This is a genomic window from Frigoribacterium sp. PvP054 (genome assembly GCF_040547465.1).
In the GTDB taxonomy this organism is placed as follows: Bacteria; Actinomycetota; Actinomycetes; order Actinomycetales; family Microbacteriaceae; genus Frigoribacterium.
Window position 1 is genome coordinate 84,938 of sequence record NZ_JBEPPU010000005.1, and the last position, 23,853, is coordinate 108,790.

At 73.0% G+C, this 23,853-nt stretch carries 20 protein-coding genes; 11 read left to right on the forward strand and 9 right to left on the reverse strand.

Annotated elements, in window-relative coordinates; genetic code table 11:
- Positions 1-55: 55 nt before the first annotated feature.
- Positions 56-994, forward strand: a complete 939-nt coding sequence (locus ABID81_RS08805; protein ID WP_354594423.1) for an FAD binding domain-containing protein — start codon at positions 56-58, stop codon at positions 992-994.
- Positions 991-3,762, forward strand: coding sequence for a molybdopterin-dependent oxidoreductase (locus ABID81_RS08810; protein ID WP_354594424.1), 2,772 nt, complete (start codon positions 991-993; stop codon positions 3,760-3,762). Before ABID81_RS08805 ends, ABID81_RS08810 begins: the two co-directional genes overlap by 4 nt.
- 337 nt (positions 3,763-4,099) lie before the next feature.
- Here the strand turns inward: ABID81_RS08810 and ABID81_RS08815 are convergent, their stop codons facing one another.
- The 4 genes from ABID81_RS08815 to ABID81_RS08830 all read right to left on the reverse strand — a co-directional run bounded on the left by ABID81_RS08815 (position 4,100) and on the right by ABID81_RS08830 (position 8,573).
- The gene (locus ABID81_RS08815) at positions 4,100-5,515 is read right to left on the reverse strand and encodes a nucleobase:cation symporter-2 family protein (protein WP_354594425.1); all 1,416 of its coding nucleotides are present in this window, start codon (positions 5,513-5,515) and stop codon (positions 4,100-4,102) included.
- A gap of 417 nt (positions 5,516-5,932) precedes the next feature.
- A complete protein-coding gene (locus ABID81_RS08820; RefSeq protein ID WP_354594426.1) occupies positions 5,933-6,889 on the reverse strand; it encodes a 5'-methylthioadenosine/S-adenosylhomocysteine nucleosidase in 957 nt (318 codons plus the stop codon).
- Complete coding sequence (locus tag ABID81_RS08825) at positions 6,886-7,338, reverse strand: S-ribosylhomocysteine lyase (protein WP_354594568.1); 453 nt, start codon at positions 7,336-7,338, stop codon at positions 6,886-6,888. Before ABID81_RS08825 ends, ABID81_RS08820 begins: the two co-directional genes overlap by 4 nt.
- A 305-nt stretch (positions 7,339-7,643) precedes the next feature.
- A complete protein-coding gene (locus tag ABID81_RS08830; protein ID WP_354594427.1) occupies positions 7,644-8,573 on the reverse strand; it encodes an aldo/keto reductase in 930 nt (309 codons plus the stop codon).
- A 128-nt stretch (positions 8,574-8,701) separates the two neighbouring features.
- On the opposite strand from ABID81_RS08830, the gene ABID81_RS08835 reads away from it, so the two are divergent.
- On the forward strand, positions 8,702-9,181 hold the full coding sequence (locus ABID81_RS08835; RefSeq protein ID WP_354594428.1) for an SRPBCC family protein: 480 nt from the start codon (positions 8,702-8,704) through the stop codon (positions 9,179-9,181).
- 31 nt (positions 9,182-9,212) lie between these two features.
- Here the strand turns inward: ABID81_RS08835 and ABID81_RS08840 are convergent, their stop codons facing one another.
- Positions 9,213-10,565 (reverse strand): hemolysin family protein, encoded by a 1,353-nt coding sequence (locus ABID81_RS08840; protein WP_354594429.1) that lies wholly within the window; start codon positions 10,563-10,565, stop codon positions 9,213-9,215.
- Positions 10,566-10,739: 174 nt separating this feature from the next.
- Here ABID81_RS08840 and ABID81_RS08845 point away from each other — a divergent pair, with 174 nt between their 5' ends.
- The 6 genes from ABID81_RS08845 to ABID81_RS08870 all read left to right on the forward strand — a co-directional run bounded on the left by ABID81_RS08845 (position 10,740) and on the right by ABID81_RS08870 (position 18,503).
- The gene (locus tag ABID81_RS08845; RefSeq protein WP_354594430.1) at positions 10,740-10,934 is read left to right on the forward strand and encodes a hypothetical protein; all 195 of its coding nucleotides are present in this window, start codon (positions 10,740-10,742) and stop codon (positions 10,932-10,934) included.
- A 206-nt stretch (positions 10,935-11,140) separates the two neighbouring features.
- A complete protein-coding gene (locus tag ABID81_RS08850; protein WP_354594431.1) occupies positions 11,141-12,139 on the forward strand; it encodes a LacI family DNA-binding transcriptional regulator in 999 nt (332 codons plus the stop codon).
- A 702-nt stretch (positions 12,140-12,841) separates the two neighbouring features.
- A complete protein-coding gene (locus ABID81_RS08855) occupies positions 12,842-15,100 on the forward strand; it encodes a beta-galactosidase (RefSeq protein WP_354594432.1) in 2,259 nt (752 codons plus the stop codon).
- A 68-nt stretch (positions 15,101-15,168) separates the two neighbouring features.
- Positions 15,169-16,521 carry an ABC transporter substrate-binding protein gene (locus ABID81_RS08860; protein WP_354594433.1) on the forward strand — a complete coding sequence of 451 codons (1,353 nt, stop codon included), beginning with the start codon at positions 15,169-15,171 and terminating at the stop codon, positions 16,519-16,521.
- A gap of 60 nt (positions 16,522-16,581) precedes the next feature.
- Positions 16,582-17,541: a carbohydrate ABC transporter permease gene (locus tag ABID81_RS08865; RefSeq protein WP_354594434.1), complete on the forward strand. Its 960-nt coding sequence runs from the start codon at positions 16,582-16,584 to the stop codon at positions 17,539-17,541.
- Positions 17,538-18,503, forward strand: a complete 966-nt coding sequence (locus ABID81_RS08870) for a carbohydrate ABC transporter permease (RefSeq protein WP_488628432.1) — start codon at positions 17,538-17,540, stop codon at positions 18,501-18,503. Before ABID81_RS08865 ends, ABID81_RS08870 begins: the two co-directional genes overlap by 4 nt.
- 232 nt (positions 18,504-18,735) lie before the next feature.
- On the opposite strand, the gene ABID81_RS08875 is transcribed toward ABID81_RS08870, so the two are convergent.
- Positions 18,736-19,143 (reverse strand): arsenate-mycothiol transferase ArsC, encoded by a 408-nt coding sequence (locus ABID81_RS08875; protein ID WP_354594435.1) that lies wholly within the window; start codon positions 19,141-19,143, stop codon positions 18,736-18,738.
- A gap of 193 nt (positions 19,144-19,336) precedes the next feature.
- On the opposite strand from ABID81_RS08875, the gene ABID81_RS08880 reads away from it, so the two are divergent.
- Entirely contained in the window at positions 19,337-19,879 is a 543-nt protein-coding gene (locus ABID81_RS08880) for an RNA polymerase sigma factor (RefSeq protein WP_354594436.1), read from the forward strand.
- A complete protein-coding gene (locus ABID81_RS08885; RefSeq protein ID WP_354594437.1) occupies positions 19,869-21,119 on the forward strand; it encodes a hypothetical protein in 1,251 nt (416 codons plus the stop codon). The genes ABID81_RS08880 and ABID81_RS08885 overlap by 11 nt, the downstream gene beginning before the upstream one ends.
- A 137-nt stretch (positions 21,120-21,256) precedes the next feature.
- Here ABID81_RS08885 and nhaA read toward each other — a convergent pair whose 3' ends face one another.
- The 3 genes from nhaA to ABID81_RS08900 all read right to left on the reverse strand — a co-directional run bounded on the left by nhaA (position 21,257) and on the right by ABID81_RS08900 (position 23,624).
- Positions 21,257-22,636: a Na+/H+ antiporter NhaA gene (gene nhaA, locus ABID81_RS08890; RefSeq protein ID WP_354594438.1), complete on the reverse strand. Its 1,380-nt coding sequence runs from the start codon at positions 22,634-22,636 to the stop codon at positions 21,257-21,259.
- A gap of 73 nt (positions 22,637-22,709) precedes the next feature.
- Positions 22,710-22,883, reverse strand: coding sequence for a hypothetical protein (locus tag ABID81_RS08895; RefSeq protein WP_354594439.1), 174 nt, complete (start codon positions 22,881-22,883; stop codon positions 22,710-22,712).
- Positions 22,884-23,111: 228 nt separating this feature from the next.
- Positions 23,112-23,624 (reverse strand): FBP domain-containing protein, encoded by a 513-nt coding sequence (locus ABID81_RS08900; protein ID WP_354594440.1) that lies wholly within the window; start codon positions 23,622-23,624, stop codon positions 23,112-23,114.
- Positions 23,625-23,853: the final 229 nt, after the last annotated feature.

The window sequence follows — 23,853 nt, forward strand, 5'->3', positions numbered from 1 at the left end:
CGACGAGAGAGCCGACACATGCCCGAAACGCCGGTCGTGCAGAGTGGGGGCTCCCATGGACCTGACCACCGTTCGCGAGATCCGCACGCCGTCGCGCCGCGACGAGGTCGTCTTCGCGCCCGGCGAGCGCCCGCTCGGCGGTGGCACCTGGCTGTTCTCCGAACGGCAGCCCGGGCTGACCGGCCTCGTCGACCTGACCTCGCTCGGCTGGGCACCGGTCGAGCGAGGCACCGACGTCGTCACCGTGGCCGCGACCTGCACCATCGCCGAGCTGCTGCGCCTGCCCCCGGACGACGACTGGGCGGCCCACCGCCTGGTCGACCAGTGCGCGAACTCGCTGCTCGCCTCGTTCAAGATCTGGAACGTCGCCACCGTCGGCGGCAACGTCGCCCTCGGGCTGCCGGCCGGTGCGATGACGTCGCTGATGGCCACGCTCGACGCCACCGCCGTCGTCTGGACCACCGACGGCGGCGAGCGCCGCCTGCCCGTGTCGGCGTTCGTCACCGGGGTCGTGCAGAACGCCCTCGAGCCGGGTGAGGTGCTGCGGTCCCTGGAGGTGCCGCTCGGCTCGTTGCGGTCGCGAACCGGGTTCCGGCGCATCTCGTTGAGCCCGCTGGGTCGGTCGGGCACCCTGGTCACGGCGCGACTCGGCCTCGACGGCGAGTTCGTCGTGACGGTCACGGCGGGCACGACGCGTCCGGTGCAGCTGCGCTTCGACGAGGTCCCCGGCGAACGGTCGCTGGCCGACGCGATGGCCGGCGTCGACTGTTGGTACTCCGACCCGCACGGCGACCCCGACTGGCGCCGCGCGACGAGCACCCGCTTCGCCGACGAGCTGCGCCTCGAGCTCGGCCGTGCGGCCACCGCCGGGGCCGCACACGGAAATGGCGCCGGTGTGCGACCCGACCGCGAGCCGACCCACGACCCGCGCGGTGCCGCCGCCCGGGCGAGGTCGACGCGTCCCGGCACCACGACCCCAGGAGGCGCGCGATGACCCCGAGGCACGTCACGTTCGAGGTCGACGGCCTCCCCCTCGAGACCGACGTCGCCCCGGGGCAGGTGTTGCGCACGCTGTTGCGCGAGAACGGCGTGCACTCGGTCAAGAAGGGCTGCGACGCCGGTGACTGCGGCGCCTGTTCGGTGCTCGTCGACGGCGAACCCGTGCACTCGTGCATCTACCCGGCCCATCGTCTCGAGGGCCGGGCCGTGACGACGGCGGCCGGCCTCGGCACCCCCGACCACCCGCACCCCGTGCAGCAGGCGTTCGCCGACGCGGCCGGGTTCCAGTGCGGATTCTGCACGGCGGGCATGGTGGTGACGGCCTCGACGTTCACCGAGGCCGACCGCGACGACCTCCCGCGCCTCCTGAAGGGGAACCTCTGCCGGTGCACGGGGTACCGGGCGATCGGCGACGCGATCTGCGGCGTGCGGAACACCGTGGCGCCCGCCGACGGCGAGGCGGCCGGGCGCTCGGTGGGGGCTCCGGCCGCGATGCGCGTGGTGTCGGGCGCCGAGCCGTACACGCTCGACTTCCGCAGCACGACGAAGCTGCTGCACCTGGCCGTGCTCGGCAGCCCGCACGCCCATGCGCGCATCACGTCGATCGACACGACCGCCGCCGAGGCGATGCCCGGCGTGCACCTCGTGCTGACGCACCGCGACTCCCCCGCGACGCTCTTCTCGACCGGTCGACACGAAGACCGTGAGGACGACCCCGACGACGGCCTCGTGCTCGACCCCGTGCTGAGGTTCCGGGGCCAGCGGGTCGCCGCCGTGGTCGCCGACGACGTGCGCACCGCGACGAACGCCCTGGCGGCCGTCGTGGTCGAGTACGAGCCGCTGCCCGCCGTGTTCGACCCCGAGACGGCACGATCCCCGGGGGCCCCGCTGCTGCACGGCGAGAAGACCACCGAGGTCTCACGCATCGCCCACCCCGAGCGCAACACGGTCGCCGCGATGCACGACGAGACGGGCGACGTCGAGGCCGGCCTTGCCGCCGCGGACGCCGTCGTCGAGGGCACCTGGCGCACGCAACGCGTCTCGCACGGGGCCCTCGAGACGCACGCCTCACGCGGATGGCTCGACGACGACGGCCGCCTGGTGATCCGCACGGCGAGCCAGGTGCCGTTCCTCGTGCGCGACGAGCTGGCCCACGTCTTCGGCCTGCCTCAAGACCGGGTGCGCGTCTTCGCGGCCCGCGTCGGCGGAGGGTTCGGCGGCAAGCAAGAGCTGATCACCGAAGACCTGGTCGCCCTCGCCGTCCTGCGGACCGGGCGTCCCGTGCAGTACGAGTTCACCCGCGAGGACGAGTTCACGATCGCGCCGACCCGCCACCCGATGCGGGTCCGCGTCCGGGTCGGGGCGACGAGCGACGGCGTGCTCACCGCCCTGCACGTCGACCAGCTGATGGACACCGGCGCGTACGGCAACCACGGCGTCGGCGTCATGTACCACTCGGTGCACGAGTCGACCAGCGTCTACCGCTGCCCCGCCAAGCGCGTCGACGCCGAGTCGGTCTACACGAACAACCTGCCGTCGGGGGCCTTCCGCGGTTACGGGCTCGGCCAGGTCGTGTTCGCCGTCGAGTCCGCGATGGACGAGCTCGCCCGCGAGCTCGGCATCGACCCGTTCGAGCTGCGCCGCCGCAACGTGATCGTCCCCGGCGACCCGATGGTGGTCACCGACCCCGACGAGGAGAGCGACCTGCTGATCGGCAGCTACGGGCTCGACCAGTGCCTCGACCTCGTCGAGGAGGCGCTGGCGTCCCCCGCCCCCGAGGGCGCGCCTCCTGCCCCCGTCGGTCCGACGTGGTCGACGGGGCGCGGCATGGCCCTCGCCATGATCGCCACGATCCCGCCGCGCGGGCACTTCGCCGACACCTCGATCGCGCTGCTGCCCGACGGCCGGTACGACATCGGCGTGGGCACCGCCGAGTTCGGCAACGGCACGACGACGGTCCACACCCAGCTCGTCGCCTCGGCGCTCGGCACCACGCCCGACCGCGTCGTCGTCCGGCAGTCCGACACCGACGTCGCGCGCTACGACACGGGTGCCTACGGCTCGGCAGGAGTCGTCGTCGCGGGCAAGGCCCTGCTCGCCGCGTCGCACAAGCTCCGGGTGGCGATGGTCGACCGCGCCCTGGCGATCGCAGGAGGCGCGGGTCACGCCGTCGAGACCGGCCGCGCCCCCGAGGTGGTCGCCGGCGGCGTCGTGGTGCGGGTGGGCCCGGGCGCCGACGCCACCGTGCTCGTGTCGGCCGAACGGCTGCTCGCCGACGGCCCGCTCGCCGCCGACGGTGCGCACGACGGCACGCCCCGGTCGGTGGCGTTCAACGTGCACGGCTTCGAGGTGGCGGTCGACCGGGCGACCGGCGAGGTGCGACTGCTCCGCTCGGTGCAGGCGGCGGACGCCGGGGTCGTGTTGAACCCCGAACAGCTGCGTGGGCAGGTCGAGGGCGGCACGGCCCAGGCGATCGGCACGGCGTTGTACGAAGAGATGGTGCTCGACGACGAGGGTCGGGTGCTGACGACGGCGTTCCGCAACTACCGGCTGCCCAAGTTCGGCGACGTGCCCCAGACCGAGGTGCACTTCGCGACCACGCACGACGACCTCGGGCCGCTCGGCGCCAAGTCGATGAGCGAGGCCCCCTACAACCCCGTGGCCCCGGCCCTCGCGAACGCGATCCGCGACGCGCTCGGGGTGCGCCCGCACGAGCTGCCCATGTCACGCGACCGGCTCTGGCGCCTGGCCGGCGGCCACTGAGCCGCCGGGGCGCTCCCCTGCCGGGCCGCTTCGGCCGGGCCGCCGCGTCGCCGGGACGCCCTGCCGCCGCGCCTCCCGGGGCCGGGCCTCCCGGGGCCGCCCCGGCGCCAGGCCGACCGGACCGGTACGCCGCCAGGCCCTTGGGCCGCTTCGTCCGGGCCGCCCGTCGCCGGGAACGGGACGGGACGCGCTTCGGCACGCCGCGCCTCCTTTGCCGTGAGCGTGATCCGGCACCTACCGGGTTCGTCGTCGCACCGCCACCTGGACGTCGCACCGCCGGATGTGGCGGTGCGACGCTCAGGAGGCGGTGCGACGTGCTGGCCGTGAGCGGGGCGCGTCAGCCCTCGTGAGCAGCCGGTGCCGCGGGCCCGCGGACGGCGTCGTGCGCCGACACGTCGCGGTCGGCCCCGCCGTCCCGCGCCTGCACCCGGGGCGAGTTGAGCAGCAGGTTGAGCAGCACGGCGACGATGGCTCCGGCGCTGATGCCCGAGTCGAACACGATGGTGAACCAGGTCGGGAACTGCGCGTAGATCTCGGGGCTGACGGTGGGCAGCAGGCTGACGCCCAGGGCGATCGCGACGATCAGGATGTTCGAGTTCGTGAACCGCACCTTAGACAAGGTGCGGATGCCGCTCGCCGCCACCATGCCGAACAGGGCGACGCCCGCCCCGCCGAGCACCGCGACCGGCACCCCCTCGACGACCGCCCCGAGCGCAGGAACCAACCCGAGCACCACGAGGATGCCTCCGGCCAGCGTCGCGACGTACCGGGACTTCACGCCGGTGATGCTGACCAGCCCGACGTTCTGGGCGAAGGCCGTGTACGGGAACGTGTTGAAGACGCCGCCGATGACGGTCGACAGGCCGTCGGCGCGCAGGCCGTCGGCGAGGCGGCGCGGCGTCACCGGCCGGTCGACGATCTCGCCCACGGCGATGATGTCGCCGGTGGTCTCGGTCATGATCACGAGGCCGACGATGCACATCGACACGATCGCGCTCACCGGGAAGGTCGGCAGCCCGAAGTGGAACGGCAGGGCGAGCCCGAACCAGCTGCTCTCGGCCACCCCGCTCCAGTCGGTCAGTCCGGCCGGCCAGGCCACCAGGGTGCCGACCACGAGACCCAGCAAGATCGACAGGCGACGGAGGCCGGGAGGCGCGAACCGCTCGATCAGGACGATCAGCAGCAGGGTGCCCGCGGCGAAGGCGACGTCGAGGGGACGTCCGAAGTCGTCGGAACCCGCGCCTCCTCCGACCCAGCCGGCGGCGACGTCCATCAGCGAGACGCCGATGATCAGGATCACCGTGCCGGTCACGATCGGCGGGAAGAACCGCACGAGCTTCGAGAAGAACGGCGCGAGCACCATCATGAAGACGCCGCTCGCGATGACGGACCCGTAGATCGCGGTGATGCCGTACTCGCCGCCGATGACGATCATCGGCCCGACCGCCGCGAAGGTGCACCCCTGCATCAGCGGCAGCCGCACGCCGAACCGCCAGAAGCCGACCGACTGCACGATGGTCGCGATCCCGGCCACGAACAGGTCGGCGCTGATCAGGTACGCGACGTCTCCCGGCTCGAGCTGGCCCATGCCGACCAGCGCCCCGCCCACGATGAGCGGGACCGCGACCGCCCCGGCGTACATGGCGAGCACGTGCTGGAGGCCGAGCGGGAAGAGCCTCCGCAGCGGGGGGACGCGGTCGACGGGGTGCGTCGTCGCGACGGGTGCGGCGCCGGCGGGCGAGGGCTGTGACATCGGTGCTCCTGATCGTGGGGATGTCGGGTGGTCGCCGTCAGCGTACGAAACGCGCGTTTCGTCGAGGCGGCACACATGTTTCAAGCGCGTGTCGTCGGGCCAACGGGTGTTGCCGCACCACGCGTCGGCATCGTCGTGACGGCCTCGCCGAACCCCGTTCACGAAGGAGAACCCCGTTTTAACGGGGTTCGACTTCGCGAACAGGGTTCGAGGCGCGGGAGGCGCGGTTCGGGCGAGCGGGACCACCAGCGGCGAGCGGGCGGTACCGGCATACGGAACCGCCGGCTGGCGGGACGGCCGGCCTGCGGCCGGCCTGCGGCCGGCGGGCGGGCGAGCGCGCCGGCGGCCGGGTCAGCCGGCGGCCGGGTCAGCCGGCGGCCGGGTCAGCCGGCGGCCGGCCTGCGGCCTGCGGCCGGGTCAGCCGGCGGCGATCGCCCGGACGAGGTGCATCGTGACGTCCGCCGACCGACCCGCCGTCAGGGCGAGGTTCTCGTCGTGCACGTCGTGGGCGTCGGGCCCCGCGAGGTCGCTGATGCCGCGCACCGAGACGAACGGCACGTGGTGGACGTGGCAGGTCTGGGCGATGGCCATCGACTCCATGTCGACCGCGTCCACGTCGACCACGTCGGCGAAGGCGCTGCGCACGCCGATCACGCGCTCGGCCGTCATGAACGCGTCGCTCGAGGCTATCAACCCCGGGCGCACGGCCCAGTCGCGGTGCGCTCCGGCGGCCTCGGACGAGACCGAGGCACCGACCCCGCCCGTCGCGCCGGAGGCGTGAGTGCCCGCGCCCGCCCCGGACGACCCGACCGAGCCCGCCGAGTCGCCGGAGCCCGCGCCCGTCGCCTCGGCAGGACCCGAGCCCGAACCCGAGCCCGAGCCCACGCCCGACGGGACCGACGTGTCGTAAGCGACCGCCGCCTCCATCAGTCCGTCGTCGGCGTGGAAGCTGGCCGGCATGCCGGGGACCTGCCCGAGCCGGTAGCCGAACACGCGGGCGTCGGCGTCGAGGTTGACGTACTCCGACCCGGCGACGACGTCGCCGATCTCGATGCCGGCCCCCATGCCCGCCGCGGTGCCGGCGCTGATGACGGTCGGCACGACGCCCTCGAGCGACCCCGCCCGCACGATGGCGGACGTCGCCGCCCCGGCCGCGTTGACGAACCCGATGCCGCTCTGGACGAGCAGCACCTCGACCCCGTCGATCTCGAGCACGCGCTGCAACGACCCTCCGACCGCGACCGGCTCGTCGACCCGCGAGGCTCGCGAGACGAACGGCTCGGCCTCGTCGGCCATCGCCACGACGACGATGATCGACGGCACCGCGAGCGCCGCGACCCCGTCGGCAGGAGGCGCGGCGTGCGTCCCGGTCATCGGGTGACGGTCGACCACTCGTCGCGGGCCGCGAGGAAGTCGCGTGCGACCCCCTGGGCACCCTCGAGCGAGTGGTTGGCACCCCAGCCGCACTGGACCTCGTTGGCCGCGGGGACCTCGGTGGCGGTGGTGATGTCGGTGAGCGTGCCCTCGATCAACGACAGGACGTCGTCCATCGCGGGGTCGCCCTGCAGGATCAGGTAGAAGCCGGTCTGGCAGCCCATCGGCGAGAAGTCGATCACGTCGCCGGAGCGGTTGCGCGAGTGCTCGGCGAAGAGGTGCTCGAGCGAGTGGACCGACGTCATGTCGAGGTGACCCTCGTTCGGCTGCGTGAACCGGACGTCGAACTTGGTGATGACGTCGCCGTGCGGCAGCGTCTTCTGGTCGGCGACGCGCACGTAGGGCGCGGCCACGGTGCGGTGGTCGAGGTTGAACGACTCGACGTTCATCTTGGGCTGGGTCACGATGGTCCCTTCGGGGTGCGGACGGGGCGCGGGGGTCGCGCCGGCGCTGCACCGGTCTGTGCGTCCCAACGCCGTGTCGACCCTAGGACATTCCCCGTGCGCGGGTACCGACGTGACGCGACCCGCCACGCCGCCCCGCCACCCGCGTCCCGCCACGCCGCGCTCCGCCACCCCGCCACGCCGCCACGCCGCCACGCCGCCACGTAGTAAACGTCCCGCCACGAGAAAACGTGGCGGGACGTTTACCTCGTGGCGGGCTGCGCGCACGGCGGGCGCGGTGGCCGGCCGCGCTACGGCAGCGTGTGCCCGGCGGCCGTGAAGAGCCGGTACCACTCGGACCGGGTGAGCGGCACGTCCGCGCCCGCGGCGCTGTCGCGGAGGTGCGCGACGCTCGTGGTGCCGAGCACGACCTGCATCTCGGCCGGGTGCCGGGTGATCCACGCCACCGGGATCGCCGACGGCGGCACGTCGTAGGTCGCGGCCAGCTCGTCGATGACGTCGTTGAGCTCGGGGTAGCCCTCACGGTCACCGAGGAAGACTCCGTCGAAGAACCCCTTCTGGAAGGGCGACCAGGCCTGCAGCGTCATGTCGTTCAGGCGGCTGTAGTCGAGGATGCCGTTGTCGCGGTCGATCGACTGGTCGAGCCCCGCCATGTTGGCGGCGACGCCGGCGGCGATCAGCGGGGCGTGGGTGATGCTGAGCTGCACCTGGTTCACGATCAGCGGCTGGTCGACGCTGCGCTTGAGCAGTTCGACCTGGGCCGGGGTGTGGTTCGAGACGCCGAAGTGGCGCACCTTGCCGCTCGTGTGCAGCTGGTCGAAGGCGGCGGCGACCTCGTCGGGCACGACGAGGGCGTCGGGACGGTGCAGCAGCAGCACGTCGAGGCGGTCGGTGCGCAACGCGGCGAGCGAGGCGTCGACCGACTCGAGGATGTGCTCGGTCGAGAAGTCCCAGAAGCCGTCGCGGATGCCGACCTTGCTCTGCAGCTGCACGGCGTCGCGCTCGGACGAGCTCATCGTCACGGCGTCGCCGAAGCGCTGCTCGCAGTGGTGCGGGTGGTCGCCGTACACGTCGGCGTGGTCGAAGAAGTCGATGCCGAGGTCTCGGGCCTCGGCCACGAGCTCTCGGATCGCGTCGTCGGTCATGCCCGAGATGCGCATCAGCCCGAGGACGATGGTCGAGGCCGGGCGGTCGGTGGTGGGTAACGTCGTCGTCTTCACGCGGCCAGTCTGCTCCGTCGGGCGACGCGAGGTGTCGACCCGCGCCTCCTCGGTGGAGGACGAGGAGGCGCGGGCGGCCTGGGGAGGACGCGTCCCGTCGTTCACGCCGACGGTTCCGAACCCCCGGCATGACCGTCACCGCGAGTGCGAGCACCGCACGCGTCGTCGCCTCCGCGCCCGACCGCGCGTGGCGCGTCGCGACGCCCCTGACCCCCGTCGGGTTCTACCCGAGGGCGGGGGTGATCCCGGCCGTCGTGGCCGTCCACGACCAGACCGGAACGTGGGACGCCGTCGGGCGGACCCGCCGGCTCGAGCTCTCGGACGGCAGCAGCGTCGTCGAGAGCCTCGTGCGCGTCGAGCCCGACCAGGTGTTCGTCTACGAGCTGAGCCGGTTCACCGGACTGCTCGGCCGACTCGTGTCGGGCGGACGGGCCGAGTGGTCGTACCGCTCGACGATCACGGGCAGGACCCGCATCGACTGGACGTACTCGTTCTTCGCCCGTCCGGGGCGGGGCACGATCGTCCGTGGCATCGTCCGGTTCGCCTGGGCTCCCTACATGCGCCGCGTCCTGCTCGGCATCGCCCGCGAGGTCGAACGCACCGCCTAGAGCGCCGTCGGGCCGTCAGGCCGCCGAGGCATCAGGCCGTCGGCCCGTCGCCCGTCGCGCCGGGTGCCACGGCCTCGGGGTGCGACGGCGGCGGCGTGACCCGGACCGTGGCGATGCGGTAGCCGTCGGTCTCGACGACCTCGAGGGTGTGCTCGTCGACCGTCACGGTGTCGCCCACGACCGCGAGCCGCCCCAGCCGGTCGAGGATGTACCCGCCGACCGTCTCGTACCGCCCGTCGGGCAGCGTCAGGCCGAGCATCTCGTCGAGCTCTTCGACGATCAGGCCGCCCTCGACGTCGCGGGTGCCGCCGGGCTCGAAGCCGACCTCGGTGGCGGCCCCCGCGTCGTACTCGTCGTAGATCTCGCCGACGAGCTCTTCGAGCAGGTCCTCGAGGGTGATGATGCCGTCGGTGCCGCCGTACTCGTCGATCACGACGGCGATCTGGTGGCCGTCCTGGCGCATCGTGGTGAGCGCGGCGAGCACCTTCGTCGTGCCGGGCAGCGCGAGGATCGGGCGCACGATGTCGGCGATCGTGGGCTCGTCGGGCGTGCTCTCGCGTCGCGAGGCCGGCACCGCCGCCATGAGGTCGCGCACGTGGACGAAGCCGAGCACGTCGTCGACGTCGCGCCCGGTCACCGGGTAGCGCGAGTGCGGCAGGTCGAGCACCTCGTGGTACCCCTCGGAGGCGCGGGTCGCCCCGGTCAGGAACGTCACGTCGTGGCGCGGCCGCATCGCCTCGGCCACCCGGCGGTCGTCCGCCCGGAACACGTCGGTCAAGATGGTGCGGCTCTGTTCGTGGATGTCGCGGTTGCTCGAGATGAGGTCGCGCACCTCGTCGGCCGAGACCTCTTCTCCGCGCTCCTTCGGGTCGAGGCCCAGCAGGCGCACGACGCCGTTGGTCGACACCGACAGCAGCCAGATCAGCGGACGCATCAGCGTCGCGAGCCCGTTCAGCGGAGGCGCGAGCACCTTGGTGAACGCGACCGACTTCTGCATCGCGATGCGCTTGGGCACGAGCTCGCCGAACACCAGGGACAGGTAGGCGATCACGACGGTCATGCCGATCACCGAGACCGTCGAGGCGGCGCCCGGCGACAGGCCGAGCGACTCGAGCCCGGGCACCAGGTCGGGTGCGATCGTCGAGGCGCCGTAGGCCGACGAGAAGAAGCCCGCCAGCGTCACCCCGATCTGCACCGCCGACAGGAACGTGTTGGGGTTGCGGACGAGCGCGGCCGTGCGACGCCCCCGCTCACCCTGCGACTCGATGGCCCGCACCTGGCTCTCACGCAGGGTGACGATGGCCATCTCGGTGCCCGCGAACACCCCGCCGATCAGCACGAAGAGCACGACGAGGCCGATGTTCACGAGGGTGTCGACGTCCATGAGACGACGCTATCGATGAACGAGCCGTGAGGGTGCCGGGCATCAGCCGTGCGTCTGCCGGGGGCTCCGTGGGGGTGGTGGGCGCGCCTCCCCGGGTCCCGTGCAGCGGATCGACGGCCGTCGATCGGCGGGCTCACAGGTCGGCCGGGCGACGGGACGCATACCGTCCAGGGCATGTCGACGCCTCCTGATCGCGGCCTGCCCGCCTACGTCCTGTCGGGCCTCGTGCTCGGACTGCTCGCCGGAGTCGTCCTCGCGCTCGTGCTCGGCTGGTCGATCGGGCTCGCGATCGGCTTCGGCATGGCCGGCGGCATCGCGGTCGGTGCCGTGCTCTGGCTCGTGGTGCGCCCCGACAGACGCCGCCGCTGACGACCGCACCCGCGCCTCCTCGCCGCCCGCACCCACGCCTCCTCGCGGGCCGCACCCACGCCTCCTCGCCGACCGCACCCGCGCCTCCCCGGCGACCGCACCCGCGCCTCCCCGGCGACCGCACCCGCGCCTCCTCGGCGACCGCACCCGCGCCTCCTCGCCGCCCGGGACCCCACGGTGGCGCGCGTCACCGCTACCCTCGGGGCATGAAGGACGCCACGATCTACGACGTGGCGAAGCGCGCGGGCGTCTCGCACCAGACCGTCAGCCGGTTCCTGCGCGGGTTCGAGGGCATCCGCCCCGCGACGCGCGAGAAGGTCGAGCAGGCCCTCACCGAGCTCGAGTACCGCCCGAACTCGGCCGCCCGGTACCTGCGGCTGCAGCGGACGAACCGCATCGGGCTGCTCGCCGACAACATGCACCAGTCGGGTCCGGCCCGCACCATCGCCGGGGCGACCGAGGCCGCTCGATCGCTCGGCTACGTCACCGACATCGTGTCGATGGACGGCGGCGACGAACGCTCCGTCGACGACGCCCTCGACCTGATGCTCGGGCAGCAGATCGCCGGGATCGTCGTGACCGCGCAGACCGCCGTGGCCCGCTCGGCCCTCGAGCGACGGGCGATCACCGTGCCCGTGGCGCGCGACTTCGGGTTGATCCTCGAGGGCACGACCGAGTCGATCAACGAACACGCCGGCCGGGTCGCGGCCGAGCACCTCGTCTCGCTCGGGCACCGCCGGGTCGCCTACGTGGCCGGACCCGAGCAGTGGCTCGCCGCCCGTGAGCGCGCCGACGGGTTCCACCAGGTGATCACCGCGTCAGGAGGCGCGGTGACGGTCAGCGACGTCGGCGATTGGTCCGCGGCGGCCGGCTACGACATCGGGCTGCGACTGGCCGCCCGGACCGACGACTTCACGGCCGTCGCCGTCGCCAACGACGCGATGGCCATGGGGCTGCTCGCCGCCCTCGCGGCCGAGGGCGTCTCGGTGCCGCACGAGGTCAGCGTGATCGGCAACGACGACGCCCCGGAGGCGCGGTTCATGGTTCCCTCGCTCTCGACGGTGGCCCTCGACTTCGGCTTCGAGGGCGCCCACGTCGTCACGTCGCTGATCGCCCGGATCGAGGGGCGCAGCCCCGACACGGCCGCCCGCCTGCCGGTGCCGACCCTCGTCGCCCGGGCCTCGACGGCTCCCGCGCGCGGCTGAGGGGCCGGGGCGCCGGCCGACCCGCGCCTCCCGGGTCCCGTGCCGTCCGGCGCACCCCCTCGTCCGGCACGAGACCCCTGCCTAGGCGCGTGTTCCACGCCGGGCCGCGGGGTCCGCACCACCCGACCCGCGCCTCCCGCCCGCCACGCCCGACCCACCCCTCCATCCGGCACGGAACCCCTGCCTAGGCGCGTGCTCCACGCCGAACGGCGGGGTCCGCACGACCCGACCCGCGCCTTCCGCCCGCCACGCCCGGCGCACCCCTCCATCCGGCACGAAACCCCTGCCTAGGGGCGTGTTCCACGCCGGAGCGCGGGGTCCGCACGACCCGACCCGCGCCTCCCGCCCGCCACGCCCGGCGCACCCCTCCATCCGGCACGAAACCCCTGCCTAGGCGCATGTTCCTCGCCGAAGCGCGGGGTCCGCACCACCCGACCCGCGCCTCCTCGTCCTGCAGAGGGAGCGCACGGACCACCGTCGAAAGTGGGTCTTGCGCGGGCGGCGGGGCGTGGGTTACGTTCTCCGCAGACATCGATGTTATCGACAACATCCAGGGACGCCACAGCCGACACCATGGTCGGCGGCACCACGGCAGCACCACGGCAGCACCACGGCGGCACCCCCGCCACAGGCGGCAGCTCCCCGGCTTCCCGTCGACATCGACCGTCGCCACCGCAGCCGACACACACGAACGGGTCAACGATGACTTCTGCTCCACGCCACTCCGGGGTGCTCTTCGGAGCCGCCTACTACGCCGAGTACCAGCAGGCCGGCACCCTCGACCGCGACCTCGACCTGATGGTCGAGGCGGGCTTCACGGTGATCCGGGTCGGCGAGTCGGTCTGGTCGACGTGGGAGCCGCGCGAGGGCGAGTTCGACCTCGACTGGCTGCAGCCCGTGCTCGACGGGGCCCACGCCCGCGGCATCGGCGTCGTGCTCGGCACGCCCACCTACGCCGTGCCGCCGTGGCTGCAGGTGCGCCACCCCGAGATCGCCGCCGAGCGCACGACCGGCGTCCGCGCCGGCTGGGGCGCCCGGCAGGAGATGGACCAGAGCCACCCCGCCTACCGCTTCTACGCCGAGCGCGTCGTGCGCAAGGTCGTCGAGCGCTACGCGCAGCACCCGGCCGTGATCGGCTGGCAGGTCGACAACGAACCCGGCAACGAGCGTCCGCGCAACGACCAGGTGTTCGACCGCTTCGTGGCCTGGCTGCAGCGCAAGTACGGCACGGTCGAGCGCCTGAACGAGGAGTGGGGCCTGGTCTACTGGTCGCACCGCCTGACCGAGTGGTCGCAGCTCTGGCGCCCCGACGGCAACGTGCAGCCGCAGTACGACCTCGAGTGGCGTCGGTTCCAGGGCGAGCTGGCCGACGAGCTGATCGCCTGGCAGGCCGCGGTCGTCCGTGAGCACGCCCGTGACGACCAGTTCGTCACCACCTGCATCTCGTACTCGCGCCCGCAGGTCGCCGACGACCGGCTGGTCGAGAGCCTCGACGTCACGGCCGGCAACCCGTACTACAAGATGCAGGACGGCCTGACCGTCGGGGTCGAGGTCCCCCGCGAGGCCGGCTGGTGGCACACGGGCGTCTGGGCCCTGCAGCAGTGGGGCGACCGGGCCTTCTCGTCGGCACAGGCGCCGTTCCTCGTCACCGAGACCAACGCGCAGTCGATCGGCGGCCCCTGGCAGAACCACCCGCCGTTCGACGGGCAGATCAAGCAGGCCGCGCTGGCGCTCGTCGCCCGCGGCGCCCGGATGGTCGAGTACTGGCACTGGCACACGCTGCACTTCGGCGTCGAGACCTACTGGGGCGGCGTCCTGCCGCACAGCCAGCGCCCCGGCCGCATCTACCGCGAGGTCGCCGCGCTCGGCGCCACGCTCGGGGCCGTCGGCGCGGCGGTCGACGGGCTCGAACCCGACGCCGACGTGCTGATGCTCTGGTCGACCGACACGAAGTGGTCGTTCGAGACCTACCCGCCGCTGGCCCGGGCCGACGGCACCCCCGACCCCGAGTCGTACCTGAACCTGTTCGACGCGCACTACCGCGGGCTCGCCGAGGTGGGCGCGCAGGTGCGCATCCAGCACGTCGCGCAGTTCGTCGCCGCCGACCCGGCCGAGCTGGCCGCGCGCCACCCCGTGCTCGTCGTGCCCGCGCTCTACGTCGTCGACGACGCCACCCTCGACGCGCTCGTCGCCTACGCCGAGGCCGGCGGGCACCTCGTCGTCGGCATCCGCACCGGCTACGGCGACGAGCTCGCCCGGGCCCGGCGCGACCCCGCACCCGCCCGGCTCTCGGGCCCCGCGGGCGTCTGGTACGAGGAGTACACGAACCTCGACGAGCCCCTCGCCGTCCACGTCGAGGACGCCGACTCCGACGCCGACGCCCCGACCTCAGGAGGCGCGGCTCCGGTCCCCGAGACCGCCGACGGCACCGGCACCGGCACCCCCACCCACCCCGCCGACGGCCGCTTCGTCCTCGAACCCGGTTCGGCCGGCACCCGCTGGGCCGACGTCCTGCAGGTCGACGACGCCACGGTGGTGCTGCGAGCCGCGCCGACCGAGATCGGGGCCGACGCGCTGCTGACGACCCGCGCCTCCGGAGCCGGCCGCGTCAGCTACGTCGCGACGGTGCCGAACCCCGAGCTGTCGCGCTCGATCGCCCGCTGGCTCGTGCCGGCCACGGCGGCGCGCGACTGGGCGGCGACCGAGACGGTCACCGTCACCACCGGCTCACGCACCGACGCCCCCGGGCTCGCGTTCGTGTCGAACTGGTCGGCCCACGAGGCCGCCGTCACCACTCCCGCCGCCGTGCGCGACCTCGAGACCCGCGAGGTCGTCGCCGCGGGCACCAGCCTGACGCTCGCCCCGCGCTCGGCCCACGTCTACGAGCTCGTCGACGCGGCCGAGGCCGGCACGACCGGCGAGACACCCCAGACCGGCACGACCGGCACGACCGCGTCCTAGGCGACCCGACCCCGACCCGCACCACCATCCCCCGCACCACTCCCCCACCCCCTCGAGGAAGAACCACCATGAAGAGAAAGACCACAGCAAAGGCGCTCGTGTCACTCGCCGTCGTGTCGGCGTTCGTGCTGACCGGCTGCGCGCCGTCCGGCGGATCGGGCGGCGGCTCGACCACCGCCCCCGTGTCGCAGGCCGACATCGACAAGGCCATGGACACCGACACCACCCTCACCTTCTGGACCTGGGTGCCCGACATCCAGCAGGAGGTCGACCTCTTCGAGGCGAAGTACCCGAAGATCAAGGTCGACGTGGTGAACGTCGGCACGGGCACCGCGCAGTACCCGAAGCTGCGCACGGCGCTCAAGGCCGGCAAGGGCGCGCCCGACGTCGCCCAGATCGAGTACCAGTACATCCCGTCGTTCCGTCAGACCGGCAGCCTCGTCGACCTGACCCCCTACGGAGGCGCGGACCTCGAGTCGAAGTACGTCCCGTGGGTCTGGAACCAGGTCGCGGACGACACCGGCGTCTGGTCGGTGCCGCAGGACTCCGGGCCGCTCGGCAACCTCTACCGTTCGGACATCTACGCGCAGGCCGGACTGACCCAGGCGCCCGAGACCTGGGCCGACTTCGCCTCGGACGCGCAGACGATCAAGGACAAGACGGGCTCGTACATCTCGAACCTGCCGGGCAACGACCCGGGCCAGATCGTCGGGCTGTTCTGGCAGGCCGGCGCCAAGCCGTTCTCGTACGACGGTGACAAGACCGTCGGCATCGACCTCGACTCGACCGAGACGCAGAAGGTCGTGACCTTCTGGCAGGACCTCATCGACAAGGACCTCGTCTCGACCGACGCCGACTTCAACGACGCCTGGTACCAGGGCTTCTCGTCGGGCAAGTACGCCAGCTGGCAGACCGCCGCGTGGGGCCCCGTGTTCCTGCAGGGCACCGCCGCCAACACCAGCGGCAAGTGGACCGCCGCGAAGATCCCGCAGTGGAAGGCCGGCGAGGACGTCTCGGGCAACTGGGGCGGGTCGAGCGACGCCGTCATCACGGGCACGCAGAACCCCATCGCCGCGGCCGAGTTCAGCAAGTTCCTCAACAGCGACCCCGAGTCGACCCTCGCCTTCGCGAACGAGCAGTTCCTGTTCCCGACGACGACCGACACCCTGTCGAGCAGCGACTTCACCGACACCGCCTCGGACTTCTACGGCGGCCAGAAGGTGAACGAGCTCTTCGCGGGCGTCTCGGACACGGTCAGCACCGACTTCCAGTGGCTGCCGTTCATGGACTACGTCTACTCGAGCTTCAACGACACGCTCGGCAAGGCGATCGCCGACCACTCCGACCTGTCCGCGGCGCTGACGGCGTGGCAGGACGACGTCACCACCTACGCGAAGCAGCAGGGCTTCACCGTCAAGTAGCGCTCACGGGGGTGCCGTCCGTCCGCGGGCGGCACCCCCTCCAGCCCGGCAAGGAGCCCCATGTCCACCTCCGTCACCCCTCGTCGAGACGCGACCCGCGCCTCCTCGTCCCGTCAGCCCGCCACCCCGCGGCGCACGAGCTCGCTGCACCGTCCGCAGCTCGTCGCGGCCTGGGCCCTGGCGATCCCGTTCTTGATCGTGTTCGCCGCGATGTTCCTCGTGCCGCTCGGCTACGCGGGGTACCTCAGCACCTTCACCTCGCAGCTGGTCGGCGGGCAGGTCTTCTCGGGCCTGGCCAACTACAGCCGCGCACTGGGCGACCCCAGCTTCTGGGCCGGCCTCGGCCGCGTCGCGCTCTTCCTCTTCGTGCAGGTGCCGATCATGCTCGTGATCGCCCTGTTCGTCGCCCTCGCCCTCGACACGGGACGGGTGGCCGGCAGCAAGTTCGTCCGCCTGGCGATCTTCGTGCCCTATGCGGTGCCCGGCGTCGTCGCGACGCTGATGTGGGGCTACCTGTACGGCCGCGAGTCGGGCCTCATCGCCCAGGTGATCAGCGGTCTCGGGCTCACCCCGCCCGACCTTCTCTCGCCGCAGAACGTGCTCGGCAGCACGATGAACATCGTCAGCTGGGAGTTCATCGGCTACAACATGATCGTGCTCTACGCGGCCCTGCGCAGCGTGCCGACCGAGATGTACGAGGCGGCCGAGATCGACGGCGCCGGGCCCTTCCGCGTGGCGTGGAGCATCAAGATCCCGGCGATCCGCTCGGCGATCCTGCTGACCGTGATCTTCTCGGTGATCGGCTCGTTCCAGCTGTTCAACGAGCCCAACCTGCTCTACAGCATCGCGCCCAACGCGATCGGCTCGGACTTCACCCCGAACCTCTACGCCTACAACGTCGCGTTCAAGAACCAGGACGTCAACTACGCCGCGGCCATCGCCTTCCTGCTCGGGTTCCTCATCATGATCATCAGCTACGTGGTGCAGCTCGCCACCTCACGCAAGGAGCGACTGTCGTGACGATCGCACCCGCACCCGTCGACACCGCCGGGGCCACCTCGGTCGACCGTCCCGCCCGTCGCCTCGAGGCCTCGGGAGGCGCGGGTCGGCGACGTCCGCGCCGTCGCGTCGAGCGCTCCCAGCGCAAGACGCCGATCCTCACCGTGATCCTCTGGATCACGCTGGCGTACTTCCTGCTGCCGCTCGTCTGGCTGGCGATCCAGGCGACCAAGACCAACGGCGACATCTTCTCGACGTTCGGCCTGGCCTTCGGCCGCACCTTCGCCCTCGGCGACAACCTGGCGCAGCTGTTCACGTTCCAGGACGGCATCTTCGTGCAGTGGATGGGCAACACGGTGCTCTACGCCGTCGTCAGCTCGGTCGGGGCGGCGCTGCTCGCGACCATGTGCGGTTACTCGCTGGCCAAGTACGTCTTCAAGGGCAGGTCGTTCGTGTTCGGGCTCATCCTCGGCGCGGTCATGGTGCCGCTGACGGCGCTGGCGATCCCGACCTACCTGCTGTTCAGCGCGGCGAACCTGGTCGACACCCCGTGGGCGATCATCCTGCCCTCGCTCGTCAGCCCGTTCGGCGTCTACCTGATGCGCGTCTACGCGAGCGAGGCGGTCGACGACAGCCTGCTCGAGGCGGCCCGCATCGACGGCGCCGGCGAGCTGCGCATCTTCCTGACGATCGCGTCGCGGCTGCTCGCGCCGGGCATCGTCACGGTGCTGCTGTTCGCACTGGTCTCGACCTGGAACAACTACTTCCTGCCGCTGATCATGCTGAACGACCCGTCGCTGTTCCCGGCGACCGTCGGCCTGGCCCAGTGGCAGCAGGCGGCCACCGGCGGCGGCGGGGCCCAGGTTCTGTTCTCGACGGTGCTGACCGGGTCGTTCGTGTCGATCCTGCCGCTCGTCGTGGCGTTCTTGTTCCTGCAGCGGTTCTGGCAGTCCGGCCTCAGCGCCGGCGGCGTGAAGGGGTAGCAGGCGGGGCTCCCGCCCGACCCCCGGTTCACGGTGGAGGTCGGCGCGGGTGGGCCGTGGCCGTGGCAGCGGCGGCCCGGGAGGCGGTGGTGACGATGAGAGGTCGCCACCGCCTCCGTTCGTCCGGGCCCACCCCGCGAGCGGCGGTCGACGATCTGCCTAGGCAGGGTGTCTGCGCCGGACGAGGGGGTCAGCAGGACGAGGGGGTCGGCGGGGCGCAGGGGACGCGGCGTCAGAGGCGGGCGTGCAGGTCGGCGACGCGGGCCCGGATGTCGTCGCGGACGAGGCGCATGCGCTCCATGCCCTCGATGCCGCGCTCGGACGGTTCGTCGGTGACCCACGTCTCGAACCGGGTGCCGGGCAGCTCGTCGACCCGCGCCTCCTGACCGAGGACGACGACCACGTCGGCGTCGCGGACCATCTGCTCGGTCAGCGCCTTGGGGTGCTCGTCGCCGAGGTCGACGCCCAGCTCGGCGAGGGAGGCGACCGACTGGGCGTTGAGGGCGGTGCCGGGCGCCGTGCCGGCCGAGACGACCGTCACGTCGTCGCCGGCGAGGTCGCGCATCAGGCCGGCGGCCATCTGCGACTTGCCCCCGTTCTTCTGGCAGACGAACAGGACGGAGGCGCGGGTCGGGGTCATGCGCGCACCCTACCGACCGCAGGTGCCGAGCCCCTGACGGGCCCGCGTCGGACCCCAGGAACTCGCCGACACCCTCGTGCGCGCCCCGGGGTCTCGGCGACTTCCTGGGGTCTCGGCAGAGGGAGACGGGCCGTTCGACATCCTGTGTCAGGTTCGTCGGTTCCGCGACACTCCTCTAGTGAAGGGGGTGGACGTGGATCACGACACGGAGGGCGACGACGAGCTCGTCAGGCGCACGGTCGGGGGTGACCAACGCGCGCTGTCGGCGTTGTTCGACCGGCACGCGGCGACCGTGACCCGGTACGCCTGGGCGCTGGCCGAGACGCGCATGGACGTCGAGGAGATCGTGCAGGACACCTTCGTCACCCTCTGGAAGAAGGTCGACCAGATCGACCTGCCCGACGACTCGTTGCTGCCCTGGCTGCTGGTCGTCTGTCGCAACCACGCCGCGAACCTGCGCCGCAAGCAGGCCCGGGCCGCCACCGACGCGCTGCCCGACGATCTGGTCGCCCCCGACGACGGCCAGGAGGCGCGGGACCGGCTGAGGTGGGTCCGCGACGAGATCGACGCCCTCGGCCCGGTCGACCGGCAGATCGTCGAGCTGTGCCTGATCGAGGGCCGCCCGTACGGCGAGGCCGCGGCCCAGGTCGGCCTGAGCCTCGGCGCCGTCACCCAACGCGTGTCGCGCACCCGATCGCGACTGAAGAAGAAGGCGGTGATGAACGATGAACTCTGAGCCCCCCACCGGAGACGAGCTGGCCCGCCTGCTCGTCACGATGAAGCAGAACGTCCTCGAACGCACCACGGAGTCCCCGCGCCGCAAGCGCCACCGCAACCTCGGCCTCGGCCTCGGCCTCGCCGCGCTGCTGGCGATCGGCGGTGGCTCGGGAGCCCTCGCCCTCGGCATGCTGCCCTCGCCGTTCCCGGCGGCGGCCCCGGCCACGCCGACCAGCACGCCCACCCCGTCGCCGACGGCCACGCGCACCGCGACGCCGCGGCCGACGCCGACCGTGGCGCCGGTGCTCGTGCCGCAGCCCGCCCTGCCGATCGACTGCGCGACGCTCGCGAGCGGCGTGCGGATGGACCTGTTCATCCCGTCGTCCCTGCCGGGACGCGCCGCCCTGCTCCACCCGCTCGACGCCGCCCTCGTCGAGGCCGGCGTGCGGCGCTGCGTGTGGGGCTCGAGCGAACAGCCGTACTCGGTCGGCACCGTCGTGGTGTCGCCCGACCGCGTGAGGGGGTTGGCAGCCGTGGATGCCGTGCTCGCGAGCGGGGGTCGGCAGGGCGGAGCCGGCGAGGCCTCGGCGATGACCTGCACCGCGCAGGGGTGCGAGGCGACCGTCGTGTCGGGCACCTGGTGGCTCGAGTTCGCCACCTTCGACGTCGACGCCACCGACGAGACGGTGTCGGTCGAGACGCGAGCGGCGAACGCGTCCGCGGCGCTGACGAGCATGGTGACGCAGCTCGACGGGGTGTCGCCGGCACGCGGCTGGACCCGGCCGTCGTCCTCGTGGAGCAGCGTCGACGCCTGCTCGGCGCTGGCCCCGGCCGTCCCCCTGGCCGACGTCCTGGCGTCCCCCGGCCTCGAGGGCCCCCGAGAGCTGCAGGTCGAGTACCCGAGCGCGATCATCTCGGCCGCCGATCGGACCGTGAAGTGCGACTGGATCGCGGCCCCGTCGGAGGGTGCCACGAACCAGCCCATCGACGGCGTGACCGTGACGGTGTCGTCGGGCAGCGGCTGGGCGGTGGACCAGGTGGACTCGATGGCCCAGCTCGAACGGTCCCCCGTGACGGTGGCCGGGGCGGATCAGGCCGAGTACGTCTGCGTGTACGACGAGGGCAGCAGCTGCTACGTCAACGTCCTGACCGACGACTCGTGGGTGCAGGTCGGCGCGGGCAACGTCTCCGGCGAGCCCCTCGAAGGGCAGCTCGTCGCGGCCGCGGAGGCGATCGTGGCGACGCGCCCCGCGAGCTGACCCGCGCCTCCTGCGCTGCCGTGACAGAGGCACGCGAGGGCAGGAGGCGCGGGTCGGCCCACGCAGGACGGCCGGTGCCGGCGGGTGGGGGCCCGCCGGCACCGTCGGTGGCGGGGTGCGTCGGGGCGGGCGCCGGGTCAGGCCTCGGCGCCCCCGCGCCGCCGTCCGCGCACGGCGAGGATCGTGCCGCCGATCAGCGCCGAGACGAGCGAGCCGACGAGGACGCCGACCTTGACGACGTCGTCCTGTTCGCTGCCGGCTCCGTAGGCGAGCTCGCCGACGAGCAACGAGACGGTGAACCCGATGCCCGCGACGAACGAGAGGCCGACCACGTCGCCCCACCGCAGGGTCGGGTCGAGGCGGATGCCGGGGAGGCGCGTCACGAGCAGCGACGCCCCCGTGATGCCGATCGACTTGCCCAGGACGAGCGCGACGACGATGCCGAACGCGACGCTGTCGCCGAGCGACTCGACCAGGCCCGAGAAGCCGCCGACCGTGACGCCAGCCGAGAAGAACGCGAAGACCGGCACGGCGACGCCCGACGAGACCGGGCTCCAGCGCTCGGCGAAGTGGTGCGTCAGCGGGTGCCGCACCTCGTGGCCGTCGGCGCCGACGTGCGTGACGCCGGCGCGGGCCGTGGCCACCGCGGGCACCAGCAGGCCGAGCGCCACGCCGGCGATCGTGGCGTGCACCCCCGAGGCGTGCACCAACGCCCAGGCGACGACCCCGAGCGGGATCAGCAGCCACCACGACCGCACCCCGCGGCGGACGAGCACGGCGAACGCGGCCAGCGGCAGCAGCGCGAGCAGCAGCGGCACGAAGGCGATGCCCGCCGTGTAGAACACCGCGATGATCGTGATGGCGATGAGGTCGTCGACGACGGCCAGGGTCAGCAAGAAGGTGCGCAGCGCCGGGGGCAGCCGCTTGCCCACCACGGCGATCACGGCGACGGCGAACGCGATGTCGGTCGCGGCCGGGATCGCCCAACCCTGCAGGGCGTCCGGCCCGGCGCCGAGGTTGACCAGCGTGAAGATCAGGGCCGGCAGCGCGACCCCGCCGACCGCCGCCGCGACGGGCAGCACGGCGACCCGGGGGTCGCGCAGCGAGCCGGCGACGAACTCCTGCTTGAGCTCGAGGCCGACGACGAAGAAGAAGATCGCGAGCAGGCCGTCGGCGGCCCAGGCCCCGACGCTCAGGTGCAGGTGCAGCGCCTCGGGGCCGAACGAGACGTCACGCACCTGCGCGTAGAACGAGCCGGCCGGGCTGTTGGCCAGGACGAGCGCGAGCACCGTCGCGGCGAGCAGCAGCAGGCCGCCGGTGGTGTCGCGGCTGAGGAAGCGCGAGAGGCGGGCGGCCCGACCGTCGGCATGCGGCGCGTGGGCCGGGGCGGGGACGGGTGCCGCGTCGGCGGGCGTGCGGTCGGCCGGGGTGGGGTCGGCGGGGGCGCCGTCGGTCGGGGTGGGGCTGGCGGGGGCGCCGTCGGTCGGGGTGCCGTCGGCGGGGGTGGGTTCGGTCATCGTCGTCGTCCTTCGGGAGCGTGGGTGGGCAGCGCGGAACGGCCGCTCGACCCGTCGACGACGAGGAGCGGCGTCACGCCACCGGCGGCGGGCACCCGGCGATCTCGCCGTGGGCGTTGCTGCCCCACAGGCTCATCCAGCCGTTCGTGCCGCACGTCCGTTTCGTGAGCACGAGCCGCTTCGGGAACGCCTGCTGCGCCGTGAGCACCCGGCGCGGGGCACGGCTCGGGCAGGCGGGTGACGACATGGCCCCAGGGTACCGTCGGGCTCCGCGACCGGGCCGACCCGCGCCTCCTCGGCCCGGTTGTTCGACGGTCGGCACGAGGTCGCACCACGCTCGCGTCGTCGAACCACGCACGAGGGTGGTTCGACGACGCGACGGTGGTGCGACCCCGCCGGGCCGGCGGGCGCGGGCGCGGCCCCGGCCCCGGCCCCGGTCAGGGGGTGCGGCGCCGGCCGGGAGGCGCGGCGCGGGTCAGGCGGTGCGGCGCACGTTCTCGACGAACCCGGCCGCCCGCACGCGCAGGCTCGCGATGCGCTCGAGCCGGGCCGCCTCGACGTCGAACCCGAGGTAGGCCTCTGGCGGTGCCAGGTGGACGTTGGCCGAGCACTCGAACCCGCCGCAGACGAGCGTGCCCACGGTGTCGCCGTTGCGTCCGGCCGCCCCCGCGCGCTTGGCGGCGTAGAACAGCACGTCGGCCGGCAGCCGGACGTCCTGGCACCAGGTGCACTGGGCCCGCCGGCGGGGCGAGGCCTCGGCCTGGCGCAGCACGACGCCGGCCACCGCGGGGCCCGGCACGCCGTCCGCGTCGAGGGTCGGCACGACGACGTACGCCCGGCGGGCGAGCTTGGGGTCGCGCCAGCCCAGGTACTCGAGGTCGGCCCACTCGAGGTCGCCGACGTCGGCGGGCAGGGTCAGGTCGGACGCCTCCTTGCGGCTCGCGTTGACGAACGAGGCGCGGACGGTCTTCTCGGTCAGGGGGATCATGTGGTTCTCCGGTCGTCAGGCCCGGGGCGGCGGCGACGTCGGCGGGCACGGGCGATCGGCGACCGCCCTGGTGCCCGGCGTCGACGCGTCGACCGATCCGGGTGTTCTCGTGGGACCGTGCCGGGGATGCGGACCGCACGGCACGGCGGTGCGCGGTCCGACCTCGACGGCCGATCCGCTGCGGAGACCCGACTACCTGCAGCCGGCGCACGCGGCGCCGACGACCCCC